At 50.8% G+C, this 23,311-nt stretch carries 18 protein-coding genes, 1 other RNA gene and 1 pseudogene; 2 read left to right on the forward strand and 18 right to left on the reverse strand.

Translation table 11 applies throughout. The annotated features are described in order from the left end of the window. Positions 1–283 precede the first annotated feature (283 nt). The 4 genes from J7E21_RS06185 to hisS form a co-directional block, all read right to left on the reverse strand. Positions 284–1,045, reverse strand: a complete 762-nt coding sequence (locus J7E21_RS06185) for a tRNA threonylcarbamoyladenosine dehydratase (RefSeq protein WP_215105699.1) — start codon at positions 1,043–1,045, stop codon at positions 284–286. Positions 1,046–1,150: 105 nt separating this feature from the next. After that, a non-coding RNA gene (gene ssrS / locus J7E21_RS06190) (6S RNA) lies at positions 1,151–1,334 on the reverse strand. A gap of 44 nt (positions 1,335–1,378) precedes the next feature. Further along, on the reverse strand, positions 1,379–3,163 hold the full coding sequence (gene aspS / locus J7E21_RS06195; RefSeq protein WP_215105701.1) for an aspartate--tRNA ligase: 1,785 nt from the start codon (positions 3,161–3,163) through the stop codon (positions 1,379–1,381). A 2-nt stretch (positions 3,164–3,165) separates the two neighbouring features. Beyond that, positions 3,166–4,449 (reverse strand): histidine--tRNA ligase, encoded by a 1,284-nt coding sequence (gene hisS, locus J7E21_RS06200; protein WP_215105703.1) that lies wholly within the window; start codon positions 4,447–4,449, stop codon positions 3,166–3,168. Positions 4,450–4,855: 406 nt separating this feature from the next. On the opposite strand from hisS, the gene J7E21_RS06205 reads away from it, so the two are divergent. After that, positions 4,856–6,439 carry an N-acetylmuramoyl-L-alanine amidase family protein gene (locus J7E21_RS06205; RefSeq protein WP_215105704.1) on the forward strand — a complete coding sequence of 528 codons (1,584 nt, stop codon included), beginning with the start codon at positions 4,856–4,858 and terminating at the stop codon, positions 6,437–6,439. A gap of 207 nt (positions 6,440–6,646) precedes the next feature. On the opposite strand, the gene dtd is transcribed toward J7E21_RS06205, so the two are convergent. From dtd to ruvA, 13 genes and pseudogenes are all read right to left on the reverse strand, one after another. After that, complete coding sequence (dtd, locus tag J7E21_RS06210) at positions 6,647–7,096, reverse strand: D-aminoacyl-tRNA deacylase (RefSeq protein WP_215105705.1); 450 nt, start codon at positions 7,094–7,096, stop codon at positions 6,647–6,649. A 9-nt stretch (positions 7,097–7,105) separates the two neighbouring features. Further along, positions 7,106–9,297 (reverse strand): annotated as a pseudogene (locus J7E21_RS06215) (RelA/SpoT family protein). A gap of 117 nt (positions 9,298–9,414) precedes the next feature. After that, positions 9,415–10,968 carry a glycoside hydrolase family 55 protein gene (locus J7E21_RS06220; RefSeq protein ID WP_215105706.1) on the reverse strand — a complete coding sequence of 518 codons (1,554 nt, stop codon included), beginning with the start codon at positions 10,966–10,968 and terminating at the stop codon, positions 9,415–9,417. Positions 10,969–11,059: 91 nt separating this feature from the next. After that, positions 11,060–11,572 (reverse strand): adenine phosphoribosyltransferase, encoded by a 513-nt coding sequence (locus J7E21_RS06225; RefSeq protein WP_215105708.1) that lies wholly within the window; start codon positions 11,570–11,572, stop codon positions 11,060–11,062. After that, on the reverse strand, positions 11,563–13,905 hold the full coding sequence (recJ, locus tag J7E21_RS06230; protein WP_215105710.1) for a single-stranded-DNA-specific exonuclease RecJ: 2,343 nt from the start codon (positions 13,903–13,905) through the stop codon (positions 11,563–11,565). Before recJ ends, J7E21_RS06225 begins: the two co-directional genes overlap by 10 nt. Positions 13,906–13,989: 84 nt before the next feature. After that, positions 13,990–14,430 carry a LapA family protein gene (locus J7E21_RS06235; RefSeq protein ID WP_215105712.1) on the reverse strand — a complete coding sequence of 147 codons (441 nt, stop codon included), beginning with the start codon at positions 14,428–14,430 and terminating at the stop codon, positions 13,990–13,992. 106 nt (positions 14,431–14,536) lie between these two features. Continuing rightward, on the reverse strand, positions 14,537–16,813 hold the full coding sequence (gene secDF, locus J7E21_RS06240) for a protein translocase subunit SecDF (RefSeq protein ID WP_215105714.1): 2,277 nt from the start codon (positions 16,811–16,813) through the stop codon (positions 14,537–14,539). 63 nt (positions 16,814–16,876) lie between these two features. Next, positions 16,877–17,197, reverse strand: a complete 321-nt coding sequence (locus tag J7E21_RS06245; RefSeq protein ID WP_215105716.1) for a post-transcriptional regulator — start codon at positions 17,195–17,197, stop codon at positions 16,877–16,879. A 202-nt stretch (positions 17,198–17,399) separates the two neighbouring features. Then, positions 17,400–17,657: a preprotein translocase subunit YajC gene (gene yajC, locus J7E21_RS06250; RefSeq protein WP_215105718.1), complete on the reverse strand. Its 258-nt coding sequence runs from the start codon at positions 17,655–17,657 to the stop codon at positions 17,400–17,402. A gap of 41 nt (positions 17,658–17,698) precedes the next feature. Next, positions 17,699–18,841, reverse strand: coding sequence for a tRNA guanosine(34) transglycosylase Tgt (gene tgt, locus J7E21_RS06255; RefSeq protein WP_215105720.1), 1,143 nt, complete (start codon positions 18,839–18,841; stop codon positions 17,699–17,701). Beyond that, the gene (gene queA / locus J7E21_RS06260; RefSeq protein ID WP_215106154.1) at positions 18,838–19,890 is read right to left on the reverse strand and encodes a tRNA preQ1(34) S-adenosylmethionine ribosyltransferase-isomerase QueA; all 1,053 of its coding nucleotides are present in this window, start codon (positions 19,888–19,890) and stop codon (positions 18,838–18,840) included. The genes tgt and queA overlap by 4 nt, the downstream gene beginning before the upstream one ends. 23 nt (positions 19,891–19,913) lie before the next feature. Next, on the reverse strand, positions 19,914–20,912 hold the full coding sequence (gene ruvB / locus J7E21_RS06265; RefSeq protein WP_215105722.1) for a Holliday junction branch migration DNA helicase RuvB: 999 nt from the start codon (positions 20,910–20,912) through the stop codon (positions 19,914–19,916). Between the two features lie 18 nt (positions 20,913–20,930). Then, positions 20,931–21,527: a Holliday junction branch migration protein RuvA gene (ruvA, locus tag J7E21_RS06270; RefSeq protein WP_215105724.1), complete on the reverse strand. Its 597-nt coding sequence runs from the start codon at positions 21,525–21,527 to the stop codon at positions 20,931–20,933. A 253-nt stretch (positions 21,528–21,780) separates the two neighbouring features. Here ruvA and J7E21_RS06275 point away from each other — a divergent pair, with 253 nt between their 5' ends. Then, on the forward strand, positions 21,781–22,314 hold the full coding sequence (locus J7E21_RS06275; protein WP_215105726.1) for a transcription repressor NadR: 534 nt from the start codon (positions 21,781–21,783) through the stop codon (positions 22,312–22,314). A gap of 131 nt (positions 22,315–22,445) precedes the next feature. On the opposite strand, the gene pheA is transcribed toward J7E21_RS06275, so the two are convergent. Next, complete coding sequence (gene pheA / locus J7E21_RS06280) at positions 22,446–23,306, reverse strand: prephenate dehydratase (protein ID WP_215105727.1); 861 nt, start codon at positions 23,304–23,306, stop codon at positions 22,446–22,448. Positions 23,307–23,311 lie beyond the last annotated feature (5 nt).

A 23,311-nucleotide genomic window follows, 5' to 3' on the forward strand; every position in this document is an offset into this window, starting at 1 on the left:
GAATCGAATATTCTCTGTCCGTTTTTTTGGTTGTCGAGAAACCCTATTAAACGTGTTTTTTCGAAGCTTACCACTCGCTTTCCGTGGGGCGGGAATCGAGCCTCCTCATCCGCTTCGCGGCCTGCGGGGTCTCTCAAACCCGCTGATCCCACAGGAGCCGAGCGGACGCTTCTCCAAACCACTAAGACATCTCACTTGATTTTTTGTTGTATTGAAAAGCTGAGCTTATTCTAAATATAGAAGATGATCAACTTCTTCAACACTCTGTCCGCTTTTTTATCAATTATTGATTGACGCGCTGGATGTGGATCGATTTGGTGATTTGGTTGACGACCCAGCTCGCTGCGATCAAGCCGACGGTCGATGGCGCGAAGGCATTCGACGATGGCGGCATTTGCGCTTTGCGGATCGGCGCGTCTTTTTTGCCGACGGTCTCGACGATATCCTCACGGACAACGATCGGGCTTTCGTCGGAAAAGATGACCGGAACGCCTTTGCGTATTCCGGCTTGTTTCAGTTTCTTGCGGATCATTTTTGCCAGCGGATCGGTATGCGTCTTGGAAATATCCGCAATCTGGAAACGCGTCGGGTCTGTCTTGTTGGCGGCCCCCATGCTGGAGATGATCGGAATGCGGCGGCTGTAGCATTGTTTGATCAAATGGACTTTGTAGATCAAGGTATCGGATGCATCGATGACGTAATCCGGATGGTGGCTGAAAAACTCTTCAAACGTCTCTTCTGTGTAAAACATATGGAGCGTCACGACTTCACAATCCGGATTGACGTCCGCGATGCGTTTTTTCATCACCTCGACTTTAGACTGGCCGATCGTCGAGATGTTCGCCACTAATTGGCGGTTGATATTGGTGATATCGACATCGTCTTTATCGACGAGAATGATTTTTCCGACTCCGCTTCTCGCACAAGCTTCAGCTGCAAACGAGCCTACTCCTCCGACACCCAGTATGGCGACTGAAGATCCTTTCACCAGCTCCATTCCTTCTTTGCCGATGGCGAGTTCATTTCTTGAAAATTGATGTAACATATTCACACTGCCTTTCCGGGTTCAATGTTGATGTGGATAATAGGGATTATACACATAGAAAATCCCCCCGGCAAATGCCGGAGGGAATTGAATTCGTTATAAAAGAAGAATCCCGATCGTGCCGTCTTTTGTGGTGCGCATCGTTTGAACCCGCTTATAGCAGGTGGGTGACCGCATCGTCACTTATAACTTCCCGTTAAGGCATGTTAGCCATGACAATATATAGGTCTCCCGACGACAAAATGTTGGGTCAAAATCGAATTGCTAAAAACGAACACATCAGGACTCTCTATACACGTATAGTAGCATAACCTGAAATAATGCACAAGCCTTTTACTCTGAATATTTTTCACTATTCTGAATAGTCACTGATAAGTTCAATTCTTCCAATTGTGCTGAAGATACCGCACTTGGCGCTTGTGTCAGCATATCGCTGGCGGAAGCGGTTTTCGGGAATGCGATCGTATCGCGCAAGTTCGTGCGCCCGGCGAGAATCATGACGAGTCGATCGAGGCCGAATGCAATTCCTCCGTGCGGCGGCGTGCCGTATTCGAATGCCTCCAACAAGAAGCCGAATTGTTCGGTCGCTTCTTCTTTTGAGAATCCGAGCACTTCGAACATTTTCTCCTGGATGTCGCGGCGGTAAATACGCGCAGAACCGCCACCTAGTTCATAACCGTTCAAAACAAGATCATACGCTTGTGCACGGACGTTTTGCGGTTCACTCGACAGCTTGTCGAGGTCTTCCTCAAACGGCATCGTGAACGGATGATGGGCTGCGTAATAGCGTCCGTCTTTGTCATCGTATTCAAGCAGCGGCCAGTCAGTGATCCACATGAATTTGAAAATCGACTGGTCGATCAAATCCAGGTCTTTGCCGAGCTTCAAGCGCAACGCACCGAGTGCATCTGCAACAACCGTTTTCAAATCGGCGACGAATAATAACAAATCGCCCGCTTCCGCTCCGGCTGTGCTGATCAAGCTATCAGCCGCTTGTCCTTCGAAAAACTTGGCAATCGGCCCTTTGACGCCGCCTTGTTCGACTTTCAGCCACGCCAAACCTTTCGCTCCGTAACGCGCAGCGTATTCGCCGAGCGCATCGATGTCTTTGCGTGAATAATTGGCGGCTTGCCCTTTGGCGTTGATCAATTTGACTTGACCGCCGGCTTCTACCGCTCCGGTAAAGACTTTAAACGCCGAATCTTTAACGAGCTCCGAGACGTCGATCAACTCCATGCCGAAACGCACATCCGGTTTATCGGAACCGAACCGGTCTATCGCATCCTGATGGCTCATGCGCTCGAAGTTTGCATCGATGTCGATGCCCTTAACGTCTTTCATCACTTTAGCCATCAGGCGCTCGTTCAATTCGATGATGTCTTCCATTGTCTGGAAGCTCATCTCCATATCGATTTGCGTAAATTCCGGCTGGCGGTCAGCGCGCAAATCTTCATCGCGGAAACAGCGTGCGATTTGGTAGTACTTATCGACACCGGACACCATGAGCATTTGTTTGAACAATTGCGGCGATTGTGGCAAGGCATAAAATTCGCCATCATGCACGCGGCTCGGCACGAGATAGTCACGCGCGCCTTCCGGTGTGGATTTCGTGAGAATCGGTGTTTCCACGTCCAAAAACCCTTCGTTATCGAGAAAATTGCGGACAGTCTTCGTAACATCCGAGCGCATTTTCAAGGTTTCGTACATGGTGGGACGGCGCAAGTCCAAATAACGGTATTTCAAGCGTAAATCTTCGCTGACGTGAGTTTGGTCTTCGATTGCGAACGGCGGGTTTTTCGCAGCATTGATGATTTCGGCGTTGTCGACCTGCACTTCGACTTTTCCTGTTTTCATCGACGCGTTCACTTGGCCCGCCGACCGTTCGACTACCAGTCCATCGATATGGACGACAAATTCATTGCGCAGCGATTCGCCGATTTTCGACGCTTGTTCTGAGATCTCTGGATTGAAGACCACTTGGACGATACCGGAACGGTCGCGGACATCGACAAAGATCAAACCTCCTAGGTCACGGCGTTTACGAACCCAGCCTTTCAATGATACGCGCTGGCCGATGACCGTTTCGTTAACTTCTCCACAATAATGTGTTCTTGACATAATTATTCCTCCATTGATTTTGATTTCTGGATGGTGTTAGCCAATTGTTCAAAAGGCACTTGCTGTTGTTCGCGTGTGGCCATTTCTTTTACTGCCGCTTTGCCGCTTTCGAGTTCCGATTCGCCGATGACGATGACGAAGCGTGCCTGTTTGCGGTCAGCAGATTTCATTTGTGCTTTCATTTTGCGGTCTGAGAAATCCATATCAGCCGAAATGCCGCTTGCGCGCAAATCCCGCACCGTCGCGACAGCTTTCTTTTTCGACTGCGCATCCATCGCAATGACATATGCATCAAGCGTTTGGTCTGTACCGATTTCCACTTTTTCCATTTCGAGTGCGAGCAGCAGGCGCTCGATGCTCATCGCAAAGCCGATGCCGGGCGATTCAGGACCGCCGAGATCTTCGACGAGTCCGTTATAGCGGCCGCCGCCGGCAAGCGTCGTGATTGCGCCGAACCCTTCCGCTTCGCTCATGATTTCAAATGCGGTGTGGTTATAATAATCAAGTCCGCGCACCAAATTCGGGTCGACGACGTAATCGATGCCGAGTTCATCCAAATAACTCTTCACTTGTTCGAAATAAGCGCGCGATTCGTCGTTCAAATAATCCGTCATGGACGGTGCCGCCGCCATAAGCGGATGCTCCCGGTCTACCTTGCAATCGAGTATGCGCAGCGGGTTTTTCTCCAGGCGGTTCTGGCAGTCACTGCAGAATTCTCCGATCGACGGAGTGAAATGTTCGATCAGTGCTTTTTTGTGAGCTACGCGGCTTTCCGTATCGCCGAGCGAATTGATCACCAACCGCAAGCTCTTCAAACCACAGGATTTGTAGACGTCCATCGCGAGCGCAATGACTTCCGCATCGATGGCCGGGTCTTTCGAGCCGATCGCTTCGACGCCGAATTGGACAAACTGGCGCATGCGCCCTGCTTGCGGACGCTCATAGCGGAACATCGGGCCCGTGTAGTAAAGCTTGACCGGCTGATCAGGCTGGCCGAACAATTTATGTTCAACGTACGAACGCACGACCGAAGCCGTTCCTTCCGGCCGCAATGTCAGCGAGCGGTCCCCGCGGTCCTGGAACGTATACATTTCCTTTTGGACGATATCGGTCGTATCGCCGACACCCCGCTGGAATAATTCCGTCGATTCGAAAACCGGCGTACGGATTTCCTTGTACTGATAGAGATTGCATAGTTCATTAATTGTCCTTTCAACTTCCTGCCATTTGGAAGATTGGTCCGGCAGCACATCGTATGTGCCGCGTGGTGCTTGAATATTGCCCATTTTCTTCTCTCCTTTTCCATACAAAAAAGCCCCCGTCCCTTGCATACGCAAGGGACGAGAGCTCATTATCAGCTTCCGCGGTTCCACCCTAGTTGACGCTAAACTCTGCGCCCTCTCTGTCCGGATAACGGCCGGAACCGTCTTAGCCTAATAAGCGCCGAGCGCCGTTCAGTAAAGAGCTTCAAGAGTGTTGTTCGTCGCCGATCTCTGCGGGAAAGCTTTCAGCCTGGGGCTATCCCTCTCTTTTCAGTCGATTCATGCAATTACTTTCTCCGTCGTCAGCAAAATTATATAAGTAGAATAAATCAATCTTAATCAGCTGAAGAAATCTTGTCAAGCTTTTGCATACATTGCCTGATTTTTTTGATATTATTACTAAAGATAAACTTTATTTAGGAGGCACCCTATGCAACAACGACTATTACTCACCTTGCTGATTTTCATACTGGCTTTATCCGGCATCGCCCCTATGGCCGTTTCAAACTTCGCACAAGCGGATAACGGCGAAGTGTCCGCAACAGGTTCGACCGTCAATATCCGCAGCGGTCCGGGATTAAGCTCTGAAGTGATCGGCTCGATGAAACAAGGCGACACAGCCCAAGAAATTTCACGCAGCGGCGACTGGATTGAAATCCGCCAAGGCAATACACAAGGATGGGTCGCTTCCTGGCTCGTCGCATCAGGCGAGGCCGCAAGTTCCACCGCTCAAATTGCCGTATCTTCTGTCGACAGCTTGAACATCCGCGCGCAAGCTTCCTTGTCTGCAGCAGTCCTTTCCAAAATGAACGCCGGAGAACAAGCGGTAGTCATCGCCACCCACGGTGACTGGACAAAAGTGCAGTACCGCAATGTCCAGGGCTTTGTATCGACACAATACATAAGCATGAACGAACAGCAGCAAGAATCAAACGCTACAGAAGACCAAACAGAAACAAAAGCACAAGCTCTTGAACAACTGTCTTCTTTCCGCATTGCAGTCGACGCCTTGAATGTGCGCGCAGAACCGAGTTTGAACGCCAAAATTCAAGGTTCCGTCAAAAAAGGGCAAGTATTCGCTGTCCAGGGAATGGAAGGCAATTGGGTCGAACTGGCACTATCAGAAAACGAGACGGGCTGGGTCTACGCCTTTTACGGTGAACTTTCCGACCAGCCTGCCCCGCAGCAAGCAGACACTGCAACCGAAACACCTGCCGAAACAGACACGGTCACCGTATTGACCAGCGGCACGAACTTGCGGGCACAAGCGAGTACATCGGCCGAAGTGGTCTCAAGAGTTGATGCCGGCACGCATCTGTCGGTATCGGCTAAACAAGGTGAATGGTATTTAGTAACGCTAGAAAACAATGAACAAGCTTATATCGCCGACTGGGTCGTCAGCACGGAATCCACTTCGGAGGCAAGCGCCTCCGAGCAACCGGAAGCTGTCCGGCAAGCCGGCACGTTAAACGGGTTGACGATTGTGCTCGATCCGGGCCACGGCGGCAATGATGGCGGCGCGGTCGGTGTCCGTAATACGAATGAAAAAGATTTGACGCTGAAGACCGCGGAAATCCTTTCCCATCATTTACGCTCGGCCGGTGCAGAAGTCGTCATGACACGCCAGTCGGATGTCTACGTCGACCTCCGCAAACGCGTGGCGGAAAGCCACAGGGTGGCGGCGGATGCTTTTGTCAGCATCCATTATGATGCGACCGATGACAGCAGCGTCTCAGGCTTTACTTCGTATTATCAGCATCCTTATCAGCAACAGCTGGCCGAGCACATCAACGGCGGCTTGGCCGGTAAAATAACACTGGAAGACCGCGGCGCTAGACCCGGCAATTACCTCATCTTGCGCGATAATCGCCAAGCCGCAGTGCTCATCGAACTAGGATTTTTGAGCAACTTCAATGAAGAGCGCATCGTGTCGAGCGACCAATTCCGTGAACAGGCATCACTCGGGCTTTATAACGGCATCATCAGCTATTTCGATGCACAGCTTACGCAGTAAAGAGAAACTTCATCAACGGTGTGTTCCTCATCTACCATTGAGAAAAATAAATTAAATGCACCGCTCCTCAACAAGGAGTGGTGCATTTTTTTCATTTCGACGAGAGAAATCAGTCGACTCTTGTGGAAAATTCCAGGATGAGAAATCCTCAAATTACGCAGCTATACAAAAAAAGAGACAAGCTGGGCTCGTCTCCTCTTCAGTATATTATTTTGAACCGTTCGATTCGACGATGATGGTCACAGGGCCGTCGTTGACGAGCTGGACGTCCATCATCGCGCCGAATACGCCGGTTTCGACCGTTAAGCCATGGTGCCTCAATTCGTCGTTAAACCTCAGCCATAACGGCTCAGCCTGGTCCGGCCGTGCCGCTTCGACAAAGCTCGGTCGACGTCCTTTTTTCACGTCTCCGTATAAAGTAAACTGGGAGATCGATAAAATGCCGCCGCCCGCTTCATCGATCGAGCGGTTCATTTTGCCGTCTTCGTCCTCGAACAAGCGAAGGCCGGCAATTTTTTTCGCGGCATAAACGGCGTCCGCTTCGGTATCATTATGGGTGATTCCGACCAATAGCACATAACCGGAATCGATGGCGCCTGTAATTTCTCCGCCGACTGTGACGGACGCTTGTTTCGAACGCTGCACTACGACTTTCATAAGCCCTCCTTAATTCGTTACACGGGTGACCGAATAAACGTCAGGTATTTGCTTGATACGCTCCACTACACGATTCAAGTGCGAGATGTGTGGAATCATGATCGACAAGTTGATGATTGCAATTTTATTTTTATCGGCCCGTCCGCTGACGGCTGTTATGGTCGTTTTCGTCTCGCTGACCATATGCATCACTTCGTTGATGAGGCCGGTTCTGTCGTAGGCTTGGACTTCGATGTCGATTTGATAGGCTTTGTTTTCAGGCGAGCCTTCGTTTTCCCATTCGACCGAAATGAGGCGATCGGATTCGTCTGCATGGATATTCGGGCAATCCGCACGGTGGACCGAAACACCCCGTCCTTTCGTGATAAAACCGAGAATCGCATCGCCCGGAACCGGGTTGCAGCATTTCGACAGACGGATCATCATATTGTCGATGCCGCGCACGATGACACCGGACTCGGTCTGTTTTTTCGGCTGGCTGGATTTCATTTCCACGGTGATCTTTTCGATCGCTTCTTCTTGTTCGCGCTTTTTGCGCTGACGCTCCGCCAAGCGGTTGACGACTTGCTGGGCGGTGATGCCGTTAAAGCCGACAGCCGCGTACATGTCATCTTCACTGGCGAAATTGTATTTTTCAATAACCCGTTTGATGTTTTCAGATGTCAGCACTTCTTTAACGGCAAACTCCTGTGCTTTAATTTCCTTTTCGACTTGGTCGCGGCCTTTATGGACATTTTCCTCGCGCACTTGCTTTTTGAAAAACTGCCTGATTTTATTTTTCGCTTGCGTCGACTTGGCGATTTTGAGCCAGTCGCGGCTTGGTCCGACCGATTGCTTGGACGTCAAAATTTCGACGATATCGCCGGTATTCAGTTCGGTATCGAGCGGCACCATTTTGCCGTTCACTTTGGCGCCGATCGTTTTATTGCCGATCTCACTATGGACGCGGTACGCAAAATCGATTGGGCAAGAGCCCGCAGGCATTTCGATGACGTCGCCTTTTGGCGAGAAGACGTAAACCATGTCCGAAAACAAATCGAATTTCAGCGATTCCATGAATTCTTCCGCGTTATCCGATTCGTTTTGGAAATCCAAAATTTCCCGGAACCAGGACAACCTGGAATCGACCGAACTGACCGGCTTGTCAGACACTTTACCTTCTTTGTATGCCCAGTGCGCCGCTACGCCGTATTCCGCGATGCGGTGCATTTCTTCGGTGCGGATCTGCACTTCCAGCGGATCGCCCTGCGGCCCGATGACCGTTGTGTGGAGCGATTGGTATAAATTCTGTTTCGGCATCGCGATATAATCTTTGAAGCGGCCGGGCATCGGCTTCCATGTGGAATGAATGATGCCAAGTACCGCATAACAGTCTTTGATGCTGTCGACGGTGATGCGGACTGCCAGCAAATCGTAAATTTCATTGAATTGCTTGTTTTGCATCGCCATTTTCTTGTAGATGCTGTAAATGTGCTTCGGGCGACCAAACAGATCGGCTTCAATGTCGACATCATCGAGCTGGACGCGGATTTCGCCCATGACATTGTTCAAATAATCTTCCCGCTCGGTGCGCTTTTTTTTCATCAAATTGACGATGCGATAATATTGCTGGGGATTCAAATAGCGGAGAGCCGTATCTTCGAGCTCCCATTTGATCGTATTGATTCCAAGGCGGTGTGCAATCGGTGCGAAAATTTCGAGCGTTTCGTTGGCTTTAATACGCTGCTTTTCGACGGATTGGTATTTCAATGTCCGCAAATTGTGCAGGCGGTCCGCAAGCTTGATGAGGATGACGCGGATATCCTGAGCCATCGCGACGAACATTTTCCGGTGATTCTCGGCTTGCTGTTCTTCTTTTGACATGTATTTGATCTTGCTCAGCTTGGTGACGCCGTCGACTAATAGTGCAACTTCCTCGTCGAATTCCCGGACGATGTCTTCACGGCTGACATCGGTGTCTTCTACGACGTCATGCAAAAACCCGCTGCTACTGTGGCCGGATCCATTTGCAGTTCTGCAAGGATCCCGGCCACCTGCACCGGATGCACAATATACGGTTCGCCGGATTTCCGGAATTGGCCATCATGGGCTTCATAGGCGAGCTGGTACGCCTTCTTAACCGTTTCTACATGTTCTGCATTCATATAGGACGCAACCATTTCGAATACATCTTCAACTGTTCTCACTTGATCTTTCCCCATAATTGCCCACCTTGTTTAATTTATTTCCAGAAGAGTATTTCTTTATTATAGATAACTTTCCGCTGAAAAGTAAAGCTTTAGCGTGTTTTCATCTATCTTTCGGAAATACCCCGGGGGCTACAGCCGGTCAGCTTTCTGCTTACGGATACCGTCGACCATAATCCATTTGCTGTCATCGCCGACTGCGACCGTCTTATTCGAAGAGTCTATACTCATGATGTTCTTGACGCGGACATTGCGCGCGCTTTGCTTGCCACCCATGATCGAAATGTCTGACCCCGCCGTGCGGAAGCCGCGGACGACGCCGTTCGATAAGGAAATATGCTCAGCCCTGTATTGCACCGCTGATGCCGGGCGCCCTTTATAATCATAAAGCGGATCGCCTTCGAACAAAAAGCGGTTGATCGCGACATTGCGGTAACCCGAAATGACGAGCGAGCGCGGAGATGATCCATGATAAAGACGCGTTTCAATCGGCGCCAGCGATACGAGCCGCTGTGCTTTAATATTGAATGCAGACAGCGACTCCGGATCGTCTTTCAGGTGGTGGCCGATATGGCGGAAGTTAAAGGAGCGGTTGTCGTTGACGGATAAATGCCCGGAGATGAAGACACCGGAAGCCGCGGATGAATTGGCGTGCGCTTTCACTTCGATGCCTGCGAAGCAGCGCGACGTGGAGTTATTGAACAGCCAAACATGGCGCGAGCCGTCATCGATTTCAATGCCATTGGAATTGGAAAAGCCTTTTTTATGCGCTTTACCGCTCGGATCGGAAAAATGGCAGTTGGATACGAAGACGTAATCACTATGGTGGGTCGTCAAACCATCATCCCCGAAGCCGAAGCCGTTCACTTTGTCGACCCAAATATATTTGCTGCCGCCCCTGCCGCGCATCCCGTCCCCTGCGTAATTATAAAGAGGTGACGTGATGTCAATGCAGTGAAGGCCGGGGTTGATCGCTTCCACATCGCGCACCCAGCCGTACGTGACGCGCGCAAATGTTACACAGCTCGAATAATTGCCCCACGAATTGGTGCGTTCGGTCTGGCCGAGCCGTTCGACGTTCCAGTCGAGGCTCAAGCTTTCTATCGCGATATTGCGGTTGCCCGCCGCATAATTGCTGTTCGTCAGCAAACGTGAGCGCCTTGGTGCTCTCGGATGCAGTTTAATGACCGAAGCCGTCTTCCCCGCTCCAACGATCCGGCTCCAAGATGGCACTCGGATTCCTTTGACGATGTAGATGCCCGGGGGCACTGTCACTTCGACGCGGCCGTTGCCGAGCGCCTTTTTGAACGCTTCCGTACAATCGCTGATGCCATCGCCCACCGCACCGTAATCACGGATATTGACGCGCCGGTTGATTGTTGAGTCGAGTTTTTTGTATTCGCGGTCGAGCTTGCCTTTCCATTCAGGAAACAGATCCTGGCCGAAAACGATCGTTCCATAGCCGTTATCATCCGCCACTTCGTATTCATCGGCAAAAACAGACCACAATTTCTCAAAAAAATGAACCGGTCGTTTGATGCGGGCGCTTGAGAGTTCTTTCTTGATGTCATTGAACATCGCTTCGGTTTCCCTGGTTGTCTGTTCAAGAGGAGTCGCATCGTTAAGCACCCGCCCAATAAGTTCGTTGTTCTGTACAGGGTCATACCGTCTGTCCAACTCGATCATAAAAATCACCTCTCTCGCAATTTACTTTCTTCTTCCATACCCTACCATCAGAAAAAAAATCACCTTGCCCAAAAAAGGCAAGGTGATTTCCTTAATATTGCATCAAAGTTGTGACATCGTAACCGTCCAAATTTTTGCGGCCATCCAAATATGTCAGCTCGATTAAAAATGCACAGCCGACGACAATTCCGCCCAGTTGTTCGACAAGGCTGATCGTGGCATTGATCGTCCCGCCCGTCGCAAGCAAATCGTCGGTAATCAAGACGCGCTGTCCCGGTTTGATGGCATCATTATGCATAGTCAATACGTCAGAACCGTACTCCAGGCCGTATGGTACGCGAATTACTTCACGCGGCAATTTGCCTTCTTTACGGACTGGTGCAAAGCCTATGCCGAGTGCGTAAGCGACTGGGCAGCCGATGATAAAGCCGCGCGCTTCCGGTCCGACAATAATTTCTGCATCCACCGTTTTCGCGTATTCGACGATTTGGTCGGTTGCGTATTTATAGGCTTCGCCATTGTCCATCAAAGAGGTAATATCCTTGAACTTGATTCCTGGCTTCGGCCAATCTTCTACGATGGTCACATATTGCTTTAAATCCATATTTCTTCCTCCTTGGCTGACACTTGGGCATCAAACCACTCTTTTAGATCCCGATAAGATGCATACAATAGCTTATGTTCCAAAGCGATCTGCCGTTCGCGCTTTTGGTAAGCCGGCGCCTCCGACAAATCACGTTTCCCAGGAGCTTGTGCAATCTCGGTAATTCCATTGTTAAGTGTAACAAACCCGAGTTCAAAAAACACCTGAAGCATGAAAAATAATGTCTCCCGGCTCCAGCCTTTATGCTTGGCCAGCTCTTCCCCGTTTTTATCGAAGTCAAAACTGCCGCGCTTTTTGACGAACGCGAAAAGCCATTTGAATTGGTCGCGGTCCGGGATGCGTTCGAAATATTGGGATTCCTGTGCATAAAAATGCGCATAGACGCGTTTCGGGCGCATTTGTTTCAATACAGCAGCCAATTGCTCTTCCGTATCCGGCAGATCCAGCAAAGTGAGATGGTCTTTCGTATTCGCCACGTCCGCAAGTGACTGAGCCAACACAATCGGCCCTTCCAAAAGCGAGCGGAACGCCGACTCGGTTTCTTGTTGGAAGGCGACAAACACGTGCTTTTCTTTCGGAATAAGCTTCGACCAGCGGCTCACTTGGCGAATGCCGCGAATATCAAATAATTGCCATTCGTCTGTGCGGATGTCTTCTACCAGAAGCTGAGGTTTTTTGCGGCCATTCCATTCATTGATCTGCAAATCCCCGATGACATCAATCTTGACGTCAGGCGTCAGTTCATCGCCGAGGTCGCCGATGCCGAAGCCAACCGCATCGAGTGTCATCCCATTTTGTGCCAATTCCATTTTCAAATGCGCTTGGCTTGCACCGATTTTGCGGATACCGGCGACATTGACGCCGTGCAAATAAAACTTCGGTTTTGAAAAGCCCATGCCGAACGGCGCCAGTTTGCGCATGCCTTCGATCGTCTCGATATCCACTTCATCCAGTGTAACCGGAATATCGATTGCAACGACCGGCACTAAATCTTCTTCAGATAAGGACGTTTCAGCCTGGTCGTTGAGGCGCTCACGCAAGTCGTCCACATCATCCGCTGACAGCGTCATGCCTGCAGCCATCGGGTGACCGCCGAAATGCGGCAGGATGTCGCGGTTTTTGGCAAGTTCATTATACAAGTGGAACCCTTCGATGCTGCGGGCAGAACCTATTGCTTTGCCGTTCGCCATATCGAGTGACAAGACGATCGACGGACGGTAGTATTTCTCCGTCAGTTTAGATGCGACAATGCCGACGACGCCCGGGTTCCAGCCTTCTTGTGCGACCACGATAACTCGCGGCATTTGCTCACTGTAGCGCGCTTCCACTTGCTCGATCGCCTGCTCGGAAATCGCTTTGACGATCGCCTGCCGTTCTTTGTTCAAAACGTCCAAGCCGTCTGCGAGCGAACGGGCTTCCGATGGGTCATCCGTCAAAAATAGCCGCACTGCGGGGTCAGCAGATTGCAAGCGGCCGATCGCATTGATGCGCGGCCCGAACATAAAACCGATCGTTTCTTCCGTGATGTCTCGCTGCTTAACGCCTGCAACATCGGCGAGCGCCGCGATTGCCGGCATCGGGGAATCCTGCAAAGCGCGCAAGCCTTCTTTGACGAGCACGCGGTTCTCTCCGTGGAGCGGCACCAAGTCCGCAATGGTCCCAATGGCGACGAGTTCCGTTAAATGATCTGGAATGTCCCCGTACAATGCCTGTGCTATTTTGAATGCGACACCGACGCCGGCAAGTTCACCGAATGGATACTTGCCTTCGGGATGGCGCGGGTGGATGATCGCGAGCGCTGCGGGCAGTTCTTCACCGATGTCATGGTGATCACTGATGATGACGTCCATTCCGAGTTCATTCGCCAAGCGTACCGGTTCGATCCCGGACACGCCGTTATCGACGGTGACGATCAATTTCACGCCTTCTTCGTGTGCTTCTTTAAACAATTCTGCATTTGGGCCATAGCCATGGTCGAAGCGGTTCGGGATCTTGAACGACACGTCCGCACCCAAATCCTGCAGCACCGTCATCATGACCGTCGTACTAGTCACGCCATCTGCATCATAATCACCGTAGACGAGAATTTTTTCTTCCGCTTCGATCGCTTGTTGGATACGCGCTACCGCCACGTCCATATCTTTCATCAAAAACGGGTTATGTATGCCGGACAACTCATCATCCAGAAATTCCCGTGCTTTTTTCACATCATCAATTCCACGCGTGACAAGAATCTTTGCCAGTACTGAAGACAGCGATAAAGCCTCTCTTAGTTCCTGGACAGCTTGTTCATCCGGTGTTGTCAATTGCCATCTTTTTTTCGATTCAATCATAGATTCTCACTTCCTCACCCGTTCATTATACAACATCGCGGAGCAGACAAAAACCTTTCGGCATTTAGCCGAAAGGTTCATTTTTTAATGTTCGTCGCGGCGCGGAGCCGGACGATGATCTGAAGTGTCGTTCGTGCCAAATTCATTTCTTCTTGGCTGCGAGCGAAGCGACTCGTCCGCATCATGCGTCCGTTTTTCTCCGGTGACGATCATCGCATCAGGCGTTACGCCCGCTTTCTGGTATTCGGCGATTTCGTTTTGCTGTGTGGCGATGAGTGATTCCTTGATCGCCATTTCTTTTTGGAGCATCTTCACTTTGTGTTTCAGCTGGTAATTGCGTGTCATCGCGAGGATGCTTGATAGCAGGAATCCAAGAAAAGCCGATACGAGAATGACGAGAATAAGCGGCCACTCGGATTCACCGAAACCATAATTGACCGGCACATTATCGACATTAAATACTGCAAAAACCGCAATGAGGATTGCAAAAATCAGACCGAGCAATAAGAGCCATTGCATTTTCATTTTACCCATCCTTTCTTTTTTCCAGAATATGTGCAACCCGCCACCATCCAAACAAAAAGGGACAAGGTATCATTATTCTATACCCTGTCCCTTTCTACTATTAAACTTAAACGACCGGTTCGTCGGAGCCCCATTTGGACTCTTGGTCTTTCTTCTCGATATCGATCGGCCCTTTCTTTTTCAGCTCGCCTTTTTTCATGACAAGCCATAGCTGGGCAGCAATGAAGATCGAGGAGTATGTCCCCGCGATCAATCCGATCAATAATGCGATCGAGAAGTTCGTAATTGATGGTGCACCGAAGATCAGCAAGGCGAGCACGACAAGGAGAACAGTCATCACTGTATTCACCGAACGCGTTAATGTTTGGCGCAGTGAGGTATTGACGATTTTCTCCAATTGCTCCACCGTTTCCACTTTTTTCACTCGGCGCATGTTCTCGCGGATCCGGTCAAACGTCACGATCGTATCGTTGATCGAGTAACCGACGATCGTCAGAACCGCTGCGATAAAGGTGATGTCCACTTCAAGCCTTAGCAGACTGAATATGGCGATGATAAAGAAGGTATCGTGGACCAATGCGGCAACAGCTGCGACACCCATGCGCCATTCAAAGCGGAATGCAACATAAATAATGATGCCGACTGCGGCAATGGCGAGCGCCATCATCGCATTTTGCGCAAGTTCACGGCCGACAGTATCCGACACGGTGGAGACGTTCGGCTCTATGCCGAATTCCTCAATGGCCGCTGATTTCAAGCTGTCGATGTCTTGCTGGCTGAACTCTTCATTATAACGGACGACCCCGATCGAAGAACCTTCACCAGACATCACAATGCTCGAAGAAGGATAACCGGCTTGCTCAAGGAAACTTTCCACTTCATCTGCAGTCAATGGGGATTCCGAGGTCACTTCAACGCGTGTACCACTGGAGAAATCGATCCCCAAATTCAATTGGAAAATGGACAATACGACCATACCGGATAAGATCAGCGCGAGCGATGCGGCAAAGAATTTGCGGCGGTTGCCGGCAAAATCAAAGCGGTCATATGGTGTTTTCAGATCCGTGATGTGCAGGTCTTCTTCTTTCGTATGGATGTGTTTTTTCGTTAAACCGAACCAGCGCGGCTTGCCATCTAAGAATCCGCTCCATACCCACAAACCGAGCAATAGCCTTGATCCCCATACTGCGGTCAAGAAGCTGGCGAGAATGGAAATAATCAATAGCGTGGCGAAACCTTTTACTGAACTGGTCCCGAAATAGAACAATACCGATGCAGCGAGAAGCGTCGTAATATTAGCATCGATGATTGCCGAGAACGAAGATCTTGCCCCGGCACGGAATGCATCTCGCACCGATTGGCCGGTACGCAATTCTTCGCGTATCCGCTCGTAGGTGATGATATTGGCATCGACAGCCATCCCGACACCGAGCATGATTGCAGCAATACCCGGCAATGTCAGCACCCCGCCGATCCATTCGAAGATCAACAGGATCAGGTAGACGTAAGCGGATAAGGTGATGACGGCAATCGCGCCTGGGAAGCGGTAGAATAACAGCATGAAGATCAACACCGCTGTGATACCGATTCCTGCAGCAACTGTCGTTTGATCGAGTGCCTGTTCCCCGAATTGTGCGCCGACCGAAGTCGAATAGATTTCTTCAAGTTTTACCGGCAGCGCCCCGGCATTCAAAATACCGGCCAAACTTTGCGTTTCCTCTACAGAAAAGGAACCGGAAATCTCAACGGACGGTGAATTGATGCGCTGGGAGACGCGCGGGTCGGAGACGAATTTCGGATCCGGCTTTAAGCGTTCTTCCTGGTAGGAATCGACGCCTTCTTCAAAGTCCAACCAGATGACAAGTACGTTATCTGGAGCAGGCATTTGGGCAATTTCGCCTGTAATTTCAGCGAATTTCCCCGGATCATTCAATTCGAGCGTCACGATCGGCTGGCCTTCTTGGTTAAATGTTCCAGTAGCACCACCTTGCGTCAAGTCGTTTCCGGACAGCATGACATTATCTTCCGCATCGCGGAACGATAAATTCGCTTCGGTCGACAGCAGTTCGCGGGCAGTCGATTGGTCTTCCACGCCCGCTAACTGGACACGGATCCGGTTGCCGCTTTCGATCTGAATGCTCGGTTCACTGACCCCGAGCACGTTGATGCGGTTCATGAGCGCATCTGTCGTATCGGAAACAACGGAATCCGTAATTTCCTGTCCGTCTTCTAGCGGCTCGACTTGATACAGAACTTCAAATCCACCTTGCAGATCCAGGCCGAGCTTAATGTCTTTGGCGATCGGCAAACTAGTCGTGCCAATCAAACCGACAAGCAGAAATACCAGCAGGAAAAAGGCGATGATGCGAGACCTTGCTTTCATATGTATAGTTCCTCCTTAATATAGCACACAGCACTTACATTATCGGTGACGTGTTAAAAGGTGTCAAATCCCGCGAGATTTGCCGCGCGCTGGGCGCAGAAGCTGCTGCAGGTCCTCCATGTTTTCCTCCGCAAAAAAATTAACCGTCTTAAAGGCTTCGACCTGATGATACGCGACAAAATCAGAAGCGGTCAAGTCCATGATATCCGACACCATCTCGTGCAGGCGCATGTCTTCGATGTTCTTCTTTTTCCATGCTTTTTTCAGACAAAAATCCCATAGCGCTTCCGGCGTGAAGGTTTCATACTGCAAATACGTAAATTCACTACATTTGCTTTCCAGCGCCGGCAGCACTTGCGCGTATTTTTCCGGATAGCTGTTCATGGTGGTTCTCCTTTCTGCAGTTCTCCTTTCTGCAGTTCTCTTTCCATTGTACCTTCCAAATGGAAATTTTAGAACAATCGCTTTAAAATTTTTGGAAAATTGTTTAATTTATTGTTCGGGCAAACAGCTGAAAGTGATAGCGCGGATTTGCGCCTGGACGAAAAAAACGCCTCCCGAAAGGAAGACGGTTTTTCACATTTTCTTATTCAACGATACGGGCGATTGCTTGGCGCTCAAACTGCATGCGCGTGCCATCTGCCACCGTGATGTAGATTGTCGCATCGTCCACAGCATCGACTAGGCCGTGCAAGCCGCCGATCGTCACAACGCGGTCCCCACGCTTCAATTCAGACTGCATGTTGGCCGTAGACTTTTGGCGCTTTTGAGCTGGGCGGATGATGAAAAACCACATCAGCACGAACATCAATAGTAAAGGTGATAACGCAATTAATGTTTCCATTGTTTAATTTCCCCCCTTCGCTTTCTCTATTGCTTTCGACCTCAGAAATTTTTTGCATTCGGCTTGTTGAATCCGTACGCTTCAAAAAATTCTTCGCGGAAATCTCCCAGGCGGTCTTCACGGATCGCTTGACGCACCTGCTCCATTAAGTTTAACAGAAAATGAAGGTTATGATAACTCGTAAGGCGAATTCCGAAAGTTTCATCTGCACGCAATAAATGATGTACATACGCACGCGTATAATTCGTGCATGTATAGCATGTGCATTTTTCATCGATCGGCGTAAAATCACGCTTGAATTGCGCGTTTTTCAAGTTCAAACGGCCGGTGCTCGTCATGAGCGTGCCGTTGCGTGCAATGCGCGTCGGCAAGACGCAGTCGAACATATCAATGCCGCGGATCGAGCCATCGATCAACGAATCCGGTGAGCCGACGCCCATCAAATAGCGCGGCTTGTCGAATGGCATGAACGGCGTCGTGAATTCGAGTGCGCGGTTCATAACATCTTTCGGTTCACCGACTGACAAACCGCCGATCGCATAACCCGGAAAGTCGAGTGATACGAGATCTTCCGCACTTTGTCTGCGCAGATCTTCAAACTCGCCGCCTTGGATGATGCCGAACAAGCCTTGGTCCTCAGGACGAGCGTGCGCGCCCAGGCAGCGTTCTGCCCAGCGCGACGTGCGTTCAACGCTCGATTTCATGTATTCATGTGTCGCCGGGAAAGGCGGGCATTCATCAAACGCCATCATGATGTCCGCACCGAGATCGTTCTGGATTTCCATCGCCTTTTCCGGGCTCAAGAACAATTTGTCGCCGTTCATATGGTTGCGGAAATGAACGCCCTCTTCTTTGATGTTGCGGAACTCGCTCAGCGAGAACACTTGAAAGCCGCCGGAATCGGTCAAAATCGGACGGTCCCAGTTCATGAATTTATGGAGGCCGCCCGCTTCTTTGATGACGTCATTGCCGGGGCGCAGCCACAAGTGGTACGTATTGCTGAGGATGATGCCTGCGTTCATCGCTTTCAATTCTTCTGGGCTCATCGTTTTGACGGTCGCCTGCGTTCCGACCGGCATAAAGGCCGGCGTATCGAACGAGCCGTGCGGCGTGTGGACGATGCCGAGGCGCGCGCCCGTTTGTTTACAAGTTTTTATATGTTCATAGCGAATTGCTTGGGTCATGAGTTGGTCTCCTTTTTCTGCGGTTCAATAAACATGGCGTCGCCGAAGCTGAAGAAGCGGTATTGTTCGTTGACAGCTTGTTTGTAGGCGTTCAAAATCGCGTCGCGGTTCGACATCGCGCTGACGAGCATGACGAGTGTCGATTTCGGCAAGTGGAAATTGGTGATCAAGCCGTCCACCGCTCGGAAGCGGTAGCCCGGATAGATGAAGATATCGGTCCAGCCGCTGTCTTCTTGCAACCGGCCGTCGAACTTCTTCGCCACCGACTCGAGCGTGCGTGTCGAAGTCGTCCCGACGGAAATAACGTTGCCGCCGGTGTGCTTTGTTTCATTGATCAAGTCGGCCGTTTCTTTTGTAATACGGTAAAATTCCGCATGCATTTCGTGGTCTTCGATCGATTCCACCGACACCGGCCGGAATGTTCCGAGCCCGACATGCAAGGTGATGAATGCAATCTTGACACCTTTCGCGCGGATTTCATCCAATAGTTCATCGGTGAAATGAAGCCCTGCGGTCGGAGCTGCGGCACTGCCCCGCTCTTTCGCGAACACCGTCTGGTAGCGTTCCTGGTCTTCCAGTTTTTCGCGGATATACGGCGGCAAAGGCATTTCACCCAACTGGTCGAGAATCTCGTAAAAAATGCCATCGTAGATAAACTTGAAATGGCGGCCGCCATGGTCTAAGACGCCTGTGCATTCAGCACGCAGCAAGCCATCGCCGAACGACACAACTGTGCCGACTTTCACTTTTTTCGCTGGCTTGACCAGCGTTTCCCAGACGTCCTCTTCGGCCTGCTTGAGGAGCAGCACTTCGATATTGGCGCCGGTTTCTTCTTTTGTTCCCATGAGCCGTGCCGGAAGTACGCGGGTATCGTTCAACACGAGCAGATCCCCAGCGTGCAGATGGTCGAGAATGTCGCGGAAGTGCTTATGTTCGACATCACCGGTTTCCTTATCCATGACGAGCAAACGGCTCGATGTCCGGTCAAGAAGCGGGGTTTGTGCGATCAATCGTTCCGGCAGTTCGAAATCAAAATCATTTACATTCATTTGCGGTGTGTTGGTTAGTTTAGTCATTCAGGCATCTCCATTTTAAAGTGTTCGTAGGCTAGCTGCGTAACCGTTCGGCCTCTTGGTGTCCGTTGAATAAAACCGATCTGCAGCAGATACGGCTCGTAGACATCTTCAATCGTCATCGATTCTTCGCCGATGCTCGCGGCGATCGTATCCACGCCGACGGGCCCGCCGCGAAAGCGCGTAATCATGCCAACCAGCAGCTTATGGTCGATATGGTCAAGGCCGAGCGGGTCGACTTGCAGCATTTCGAGCGCTTGTTCCGCCATATCGGTCGTGATCGATCCGTTGCCGCGCACCATCGCATAATCGCGTACCCGTTTTAGGAGACGGTTGGCGATACGCGGGGTTCCACGGGATCTGCGGGCGATTTCAATGGCTGCGAGCGGATCGATATCCGCTTCAAACAGCTCAGCACTGCGCTCGACGATTTGCGTCAGCGCTTCGGTGTCGTAATATTCGAGCCGCGCCAACACGCCGAAACGGTCGCGCAAAGGTGCAGACAATGCGCCTGCACGCGTTGTCGCACCGATCAAAGTGAACGGCGGCAAGTCCAGCCGCACAGAACGCGCGGTCGGGCCTTTGCCGACGACGATGTCGAGGCAAAAGTCCTCCATCGCCGGGTACAGCACTTCCTCGATCGAGCGGTTAAGGCGGTGGATCTCATCGATGAACAGCACATCGCCCGGTTCGAGTGACGACACGATGGCCGCCAAATCGCCGGGGCGTTCGATTGCAGGGCCTGACGTCATCTTGACGCCGACTTCCATTTCATTGGCGATAACGGTCGCGAGCGTCGTTTTCCCGAGGCCAGGCGGTCCATGCAGAAGCACATGATCAAGCGATTCGCTGCGCATCTTGGCCGCTTGGATGAAAATCTCCAAATTGTGCTTCACTTTCTGCTGGCCGATATATTGCGACAAACGCTGTGGACGCAATGATTGTTCAAAGCGCTCATCAAATTCAGAAATTTCTCCGTCGATGATCCGTTCTTCCATGGCGTTCGCCTCCTTTTCTTACGTCTGTTTCAATAATAATTGCAAGGCTTTTTTCATAAAGCCTTCCGTGTTGAGTTCGAGGCCTTTCAGCTGCGGCTTCACTTTGGTGATCTCGCGCTCCGAGTAGCCAAGCGCAGAAAGTGCCAGCATCGCTTCTTCGAGCTCCGCTTCGTCCCCGCCGAACAATTGCGGCTGGTTTTCGTCCGCGTACGATTCTCCGAAGAATTCCGTCAGCTTGCCTTTCAAATCCAAAATCATCTGGCGGGCTGTTTTTTTGCCGACGCCAGGGAATTTCACCAAGTAATTTTCATCTTCCTGCTCGATCGCTTCGATGACGTATTGCGGCTGGCCGGATGCCAGTATCGCAAGCGCACCTTTAGGGCCGATGCCGGACACGCTGATGAGCTTGCGGAACAATTCCCGCTGCTCAAGTGTCGGGAAGCCGAACAGAAACTCTGCGTCTTCCCGCACATGATGGTGCACAAAAATCTGCAGCTCGTCCGAACCGAACGAATACGGATTCGGCGCAAAAATCTGCCAGCCGACTCCCTGCTGCTCCACTACTAAATATTCAGGCGTCACACGGGTGACATGGCCTTTTATGTAATCGTACATAGCACTCGCCCTTTCATTTTCAACCTATTGATTATACCATATTCCGCCCGGTCCTACGAAGAAACCTATCCACTCCATTTATCCCGCTTTAGCGGTCTGTAAGACTCCCACTTCTGCCAGTTGGAGATCAACAGGCCGTAAAAGTCCGATTGGATCAACTAACAATCACTAGGGATGAGAAACTTCCCCACTGATTGAAGTTTCTCTTTATGCTAAAATGAAAGCAAGCATCAATACGTATCGGAGGGTTTCTATGAAAAAGCTATACGGTGAAGAACGCCGCACAGTGTTATTAGATGAGCTGAAGCAAGCGCGCCGTCCGATGACCGGCAGTGAGCTCGCGAAACTCGCGCAAGTGTCCCGGCAAGTCATTGTCGGCGATATGACGCTTTTGAAAGCAAAAGGCGAACCGATCATCGCCACGAGCCAAGGCTATTTGTATTTGGATCCGAGCGGCAACCAGAAAGTCAGCCGGCGCATCGCCTGCAATCATAAACCTGAAGAAACCGAAGCGGAGCTGCGGCTGTTGGTCGAGTGCGGTGTCACCGTCAAAGACGTCTCGATCGAGCATCCGGTCTACGGCGAATTGACGGCAGGCATCCACGTCTCGACACCACTCGACGTCGATCTGTTTATGCAGCGTATACGCGAAACCGGTGCGAGCTATTTGCTTGAACTGACGGAAGGTACGCACATCCACACGATTACAGCCGAGCTTCCCGAAATGCTGGCACAAGCAGTCTATGCCATGAAACAGCACGGCTACCTGCTCGAAGAATCCGAATAAGCTACGAACCCCCGAATGCACATTAGCATTCGGGGGTTAAAATTATTCTTTCAACATAAAAACAGGGAGCGCAAAATCATTGATTTTGCGCTCCCTGTTTTATTTCAGAGACTTATAACAGTCTCATCAATTTATGATTTATACGTATAATATGAACCGAGCGTTTTGACGCCGCAGCCGAGTGCAGCGAGTTCCTCGAACGCACCGCGCATCATCGCCGCATTTTCATCTTCCAATATGTCAGCGATGAAGAAATAGTCGCCGAGGCCTGTCTTCAACGGCCGCGATTCGATTTTCGACAAGTTCAGCTGGCGCCATGCAAAAACCGACAGCACTTGATGCAGCACGCCCGACCGGTCATCTTTCGGCGGTGTGATCATCAAGGTCGTCTTGATTTGCGGCTCGTGCCCCGGATTGGTCAGTTTATGGTTGCTTCTCGACAAGACGAAAAAGCGCGTATGGTTGAAATGGAAATCGTGGATGTCGCGCTGCACGATGTCCAAACCGTATTTCCTCGCAGCATAATCGTTGGCGATTGCCGCAATATTGCGCTCCGGCAATTCCGCCACCATTTTAGCAGCAGCGGCCGTCGAGCTGTATTGCTCGAGCGGCGTATGCTTGTACGTGTAATACAGAAACTTATGGCATTGCGCCAGTGCATGCGGGTGGGAATAAATCGCTTCGAACGAGTCCGCATCGCGGTTGTCGGGATGCACCAGCAGATGCTGCTCGATCGGCGACAGCACTTCTGCCGTCACATACAACTCCGCTTCGTGGAACAGGTAATCCACCGTCAACGGCACCGAGCCTTCTAGTGCATTCTCGAGCGGCACGACCGCATAATCGACCGTTCCTTCTGCGACCGCTTCGATGCATTCGGGAATGGTTGTAAAGGGCACCAATTGCTCTTTCGGAAAGACTTTGGTAGCCGCCAAATGCGTAAACGACGCTTCCGGACCTAAAAACGAAATTTTCTTTTTCTCCACTGCCATCGACT

The sequence above is a fragment of the Planococcus sp. ISL-109 genome (genome assembly GCF_018613655.1).
Lineage (GTDB): Bacteria > Bacillota > Bacilli > Bacillales_A > Planococcaceae > Planococcus.

Coding starts and splice junctions, on each gene's coding strand:
- queA (WP_215106154.1), bottom strand. CDS start 19,890: ATGAATGTAAATGATTTTGATTTCGAACTGCCGGAACGATTGATCGCA.
- ruvA (WP_215105724.1), bottom strand. CDS start 21,527: ATGTACGATTACATAAAAGGCCATGTCACCCGTGTGACGCCTGAATAT.
- J7E21_RS06275 (WP_215105726.1), top strand. CDS start 21,781: ATGAAAAAGCTATACGGTGAAGAACGCCGCACAGTGTTATTAGATGAG.
- J7E21_RS06205 (WP_215105704.1), top strand. CDS start 4,856: ATGCAACAACGACTATTACTCACCTTGCTGATTTTCATACTGGCTTTA.
- J7E21_RS06225 (WP_215105708.1), bottom strand. CDS start 11,572: ATGGATTTAAAGCAATATGTGACCATCGTAGAAGATTGGCCGAAGCCA.
- yajC (WP_215105718.1), bottom strand. CDS start 17,657: ATGGAAACATTAATTGCGTTATCACCTTTACTATTGATGTTCGTGCTG.
- J7E21_RS06245 (WP_215105716.1), bottom strand. CDS start 17,197: ATGAACAGCTATCCGGAAAAATACGCGCAAGTGCTGCCGGCGCTGGAA.
- recJ (WP_215105710.1), bottom strand. CDS start 13,905: ATGATTGAATCGAAAAAAAGATGGCAATTGACAACACCGGATGAACAA.
- hisS (WP_215105703.1), bottom strand. CDS start 4,449: ATGGGCAATATTCAAGCACCACGCGGCACATACGATGTGCTGCCGGAC.
- J7E21_RS06220 (WP_215105706.1), bottom strand. CDS start 10,968: ATGATCGAGTTGGACAGACGGTATGACCCTGTACAGAACAACGAACTT.
- J7E21_RS06235 (WP_215105712.1), bottom strand. CDS start 14,430: ATGAAAATGCAATGGCTCTTATTGCTCGGTCTGATTTTTGCAATCCTC.
- secDF (WP_215105714.1), bottom strand. CDS start 16,813: ATGAAAGCAAGGTCTCGCATCATCGCCTTTTTCCTGCTGGTATTTCTG.
- tgt (WP_215105720.1), bottom strand. CDS start 18,841: ATGACCCAAGCAATTCGCTATGAACATATAAAAACTTGTAAACAAACG.
- ruvB (WP_215105722.1), bottom strand. CDS start 20,912: ATGGAAGAACGGATCATCGACGGAGAAATTTCTGAATTTGATGAGCGC.
- aspS (WP_215105701.1), bottom strand. CDS start 3,163: ATGTCAAGAACACATTATTGTGGAGAAGTTAACGAAACGGTCATCGGC.
- J7E21_RS06185 (WP_215105699.1), bottom strand. CDS start 1,045: ATGTTACATCAATTTTCAAGAAATGAACTCGCCATCGGCAAAGAAGGA.
- dtd (WP_215105705.1), bottom strand. CDS start 7,096: ATGAAAGTCGTAGTGCAGCGTTCGAAACAAGCGTCCGTCACAGTCGGC.
- pheA (WP_215105727.1), bottom strand. CDS start 23,306: ATGGCAGTGGAGAAAAAGAAAATTTCGTTTTTAGGTCCGGAAGCGTCG.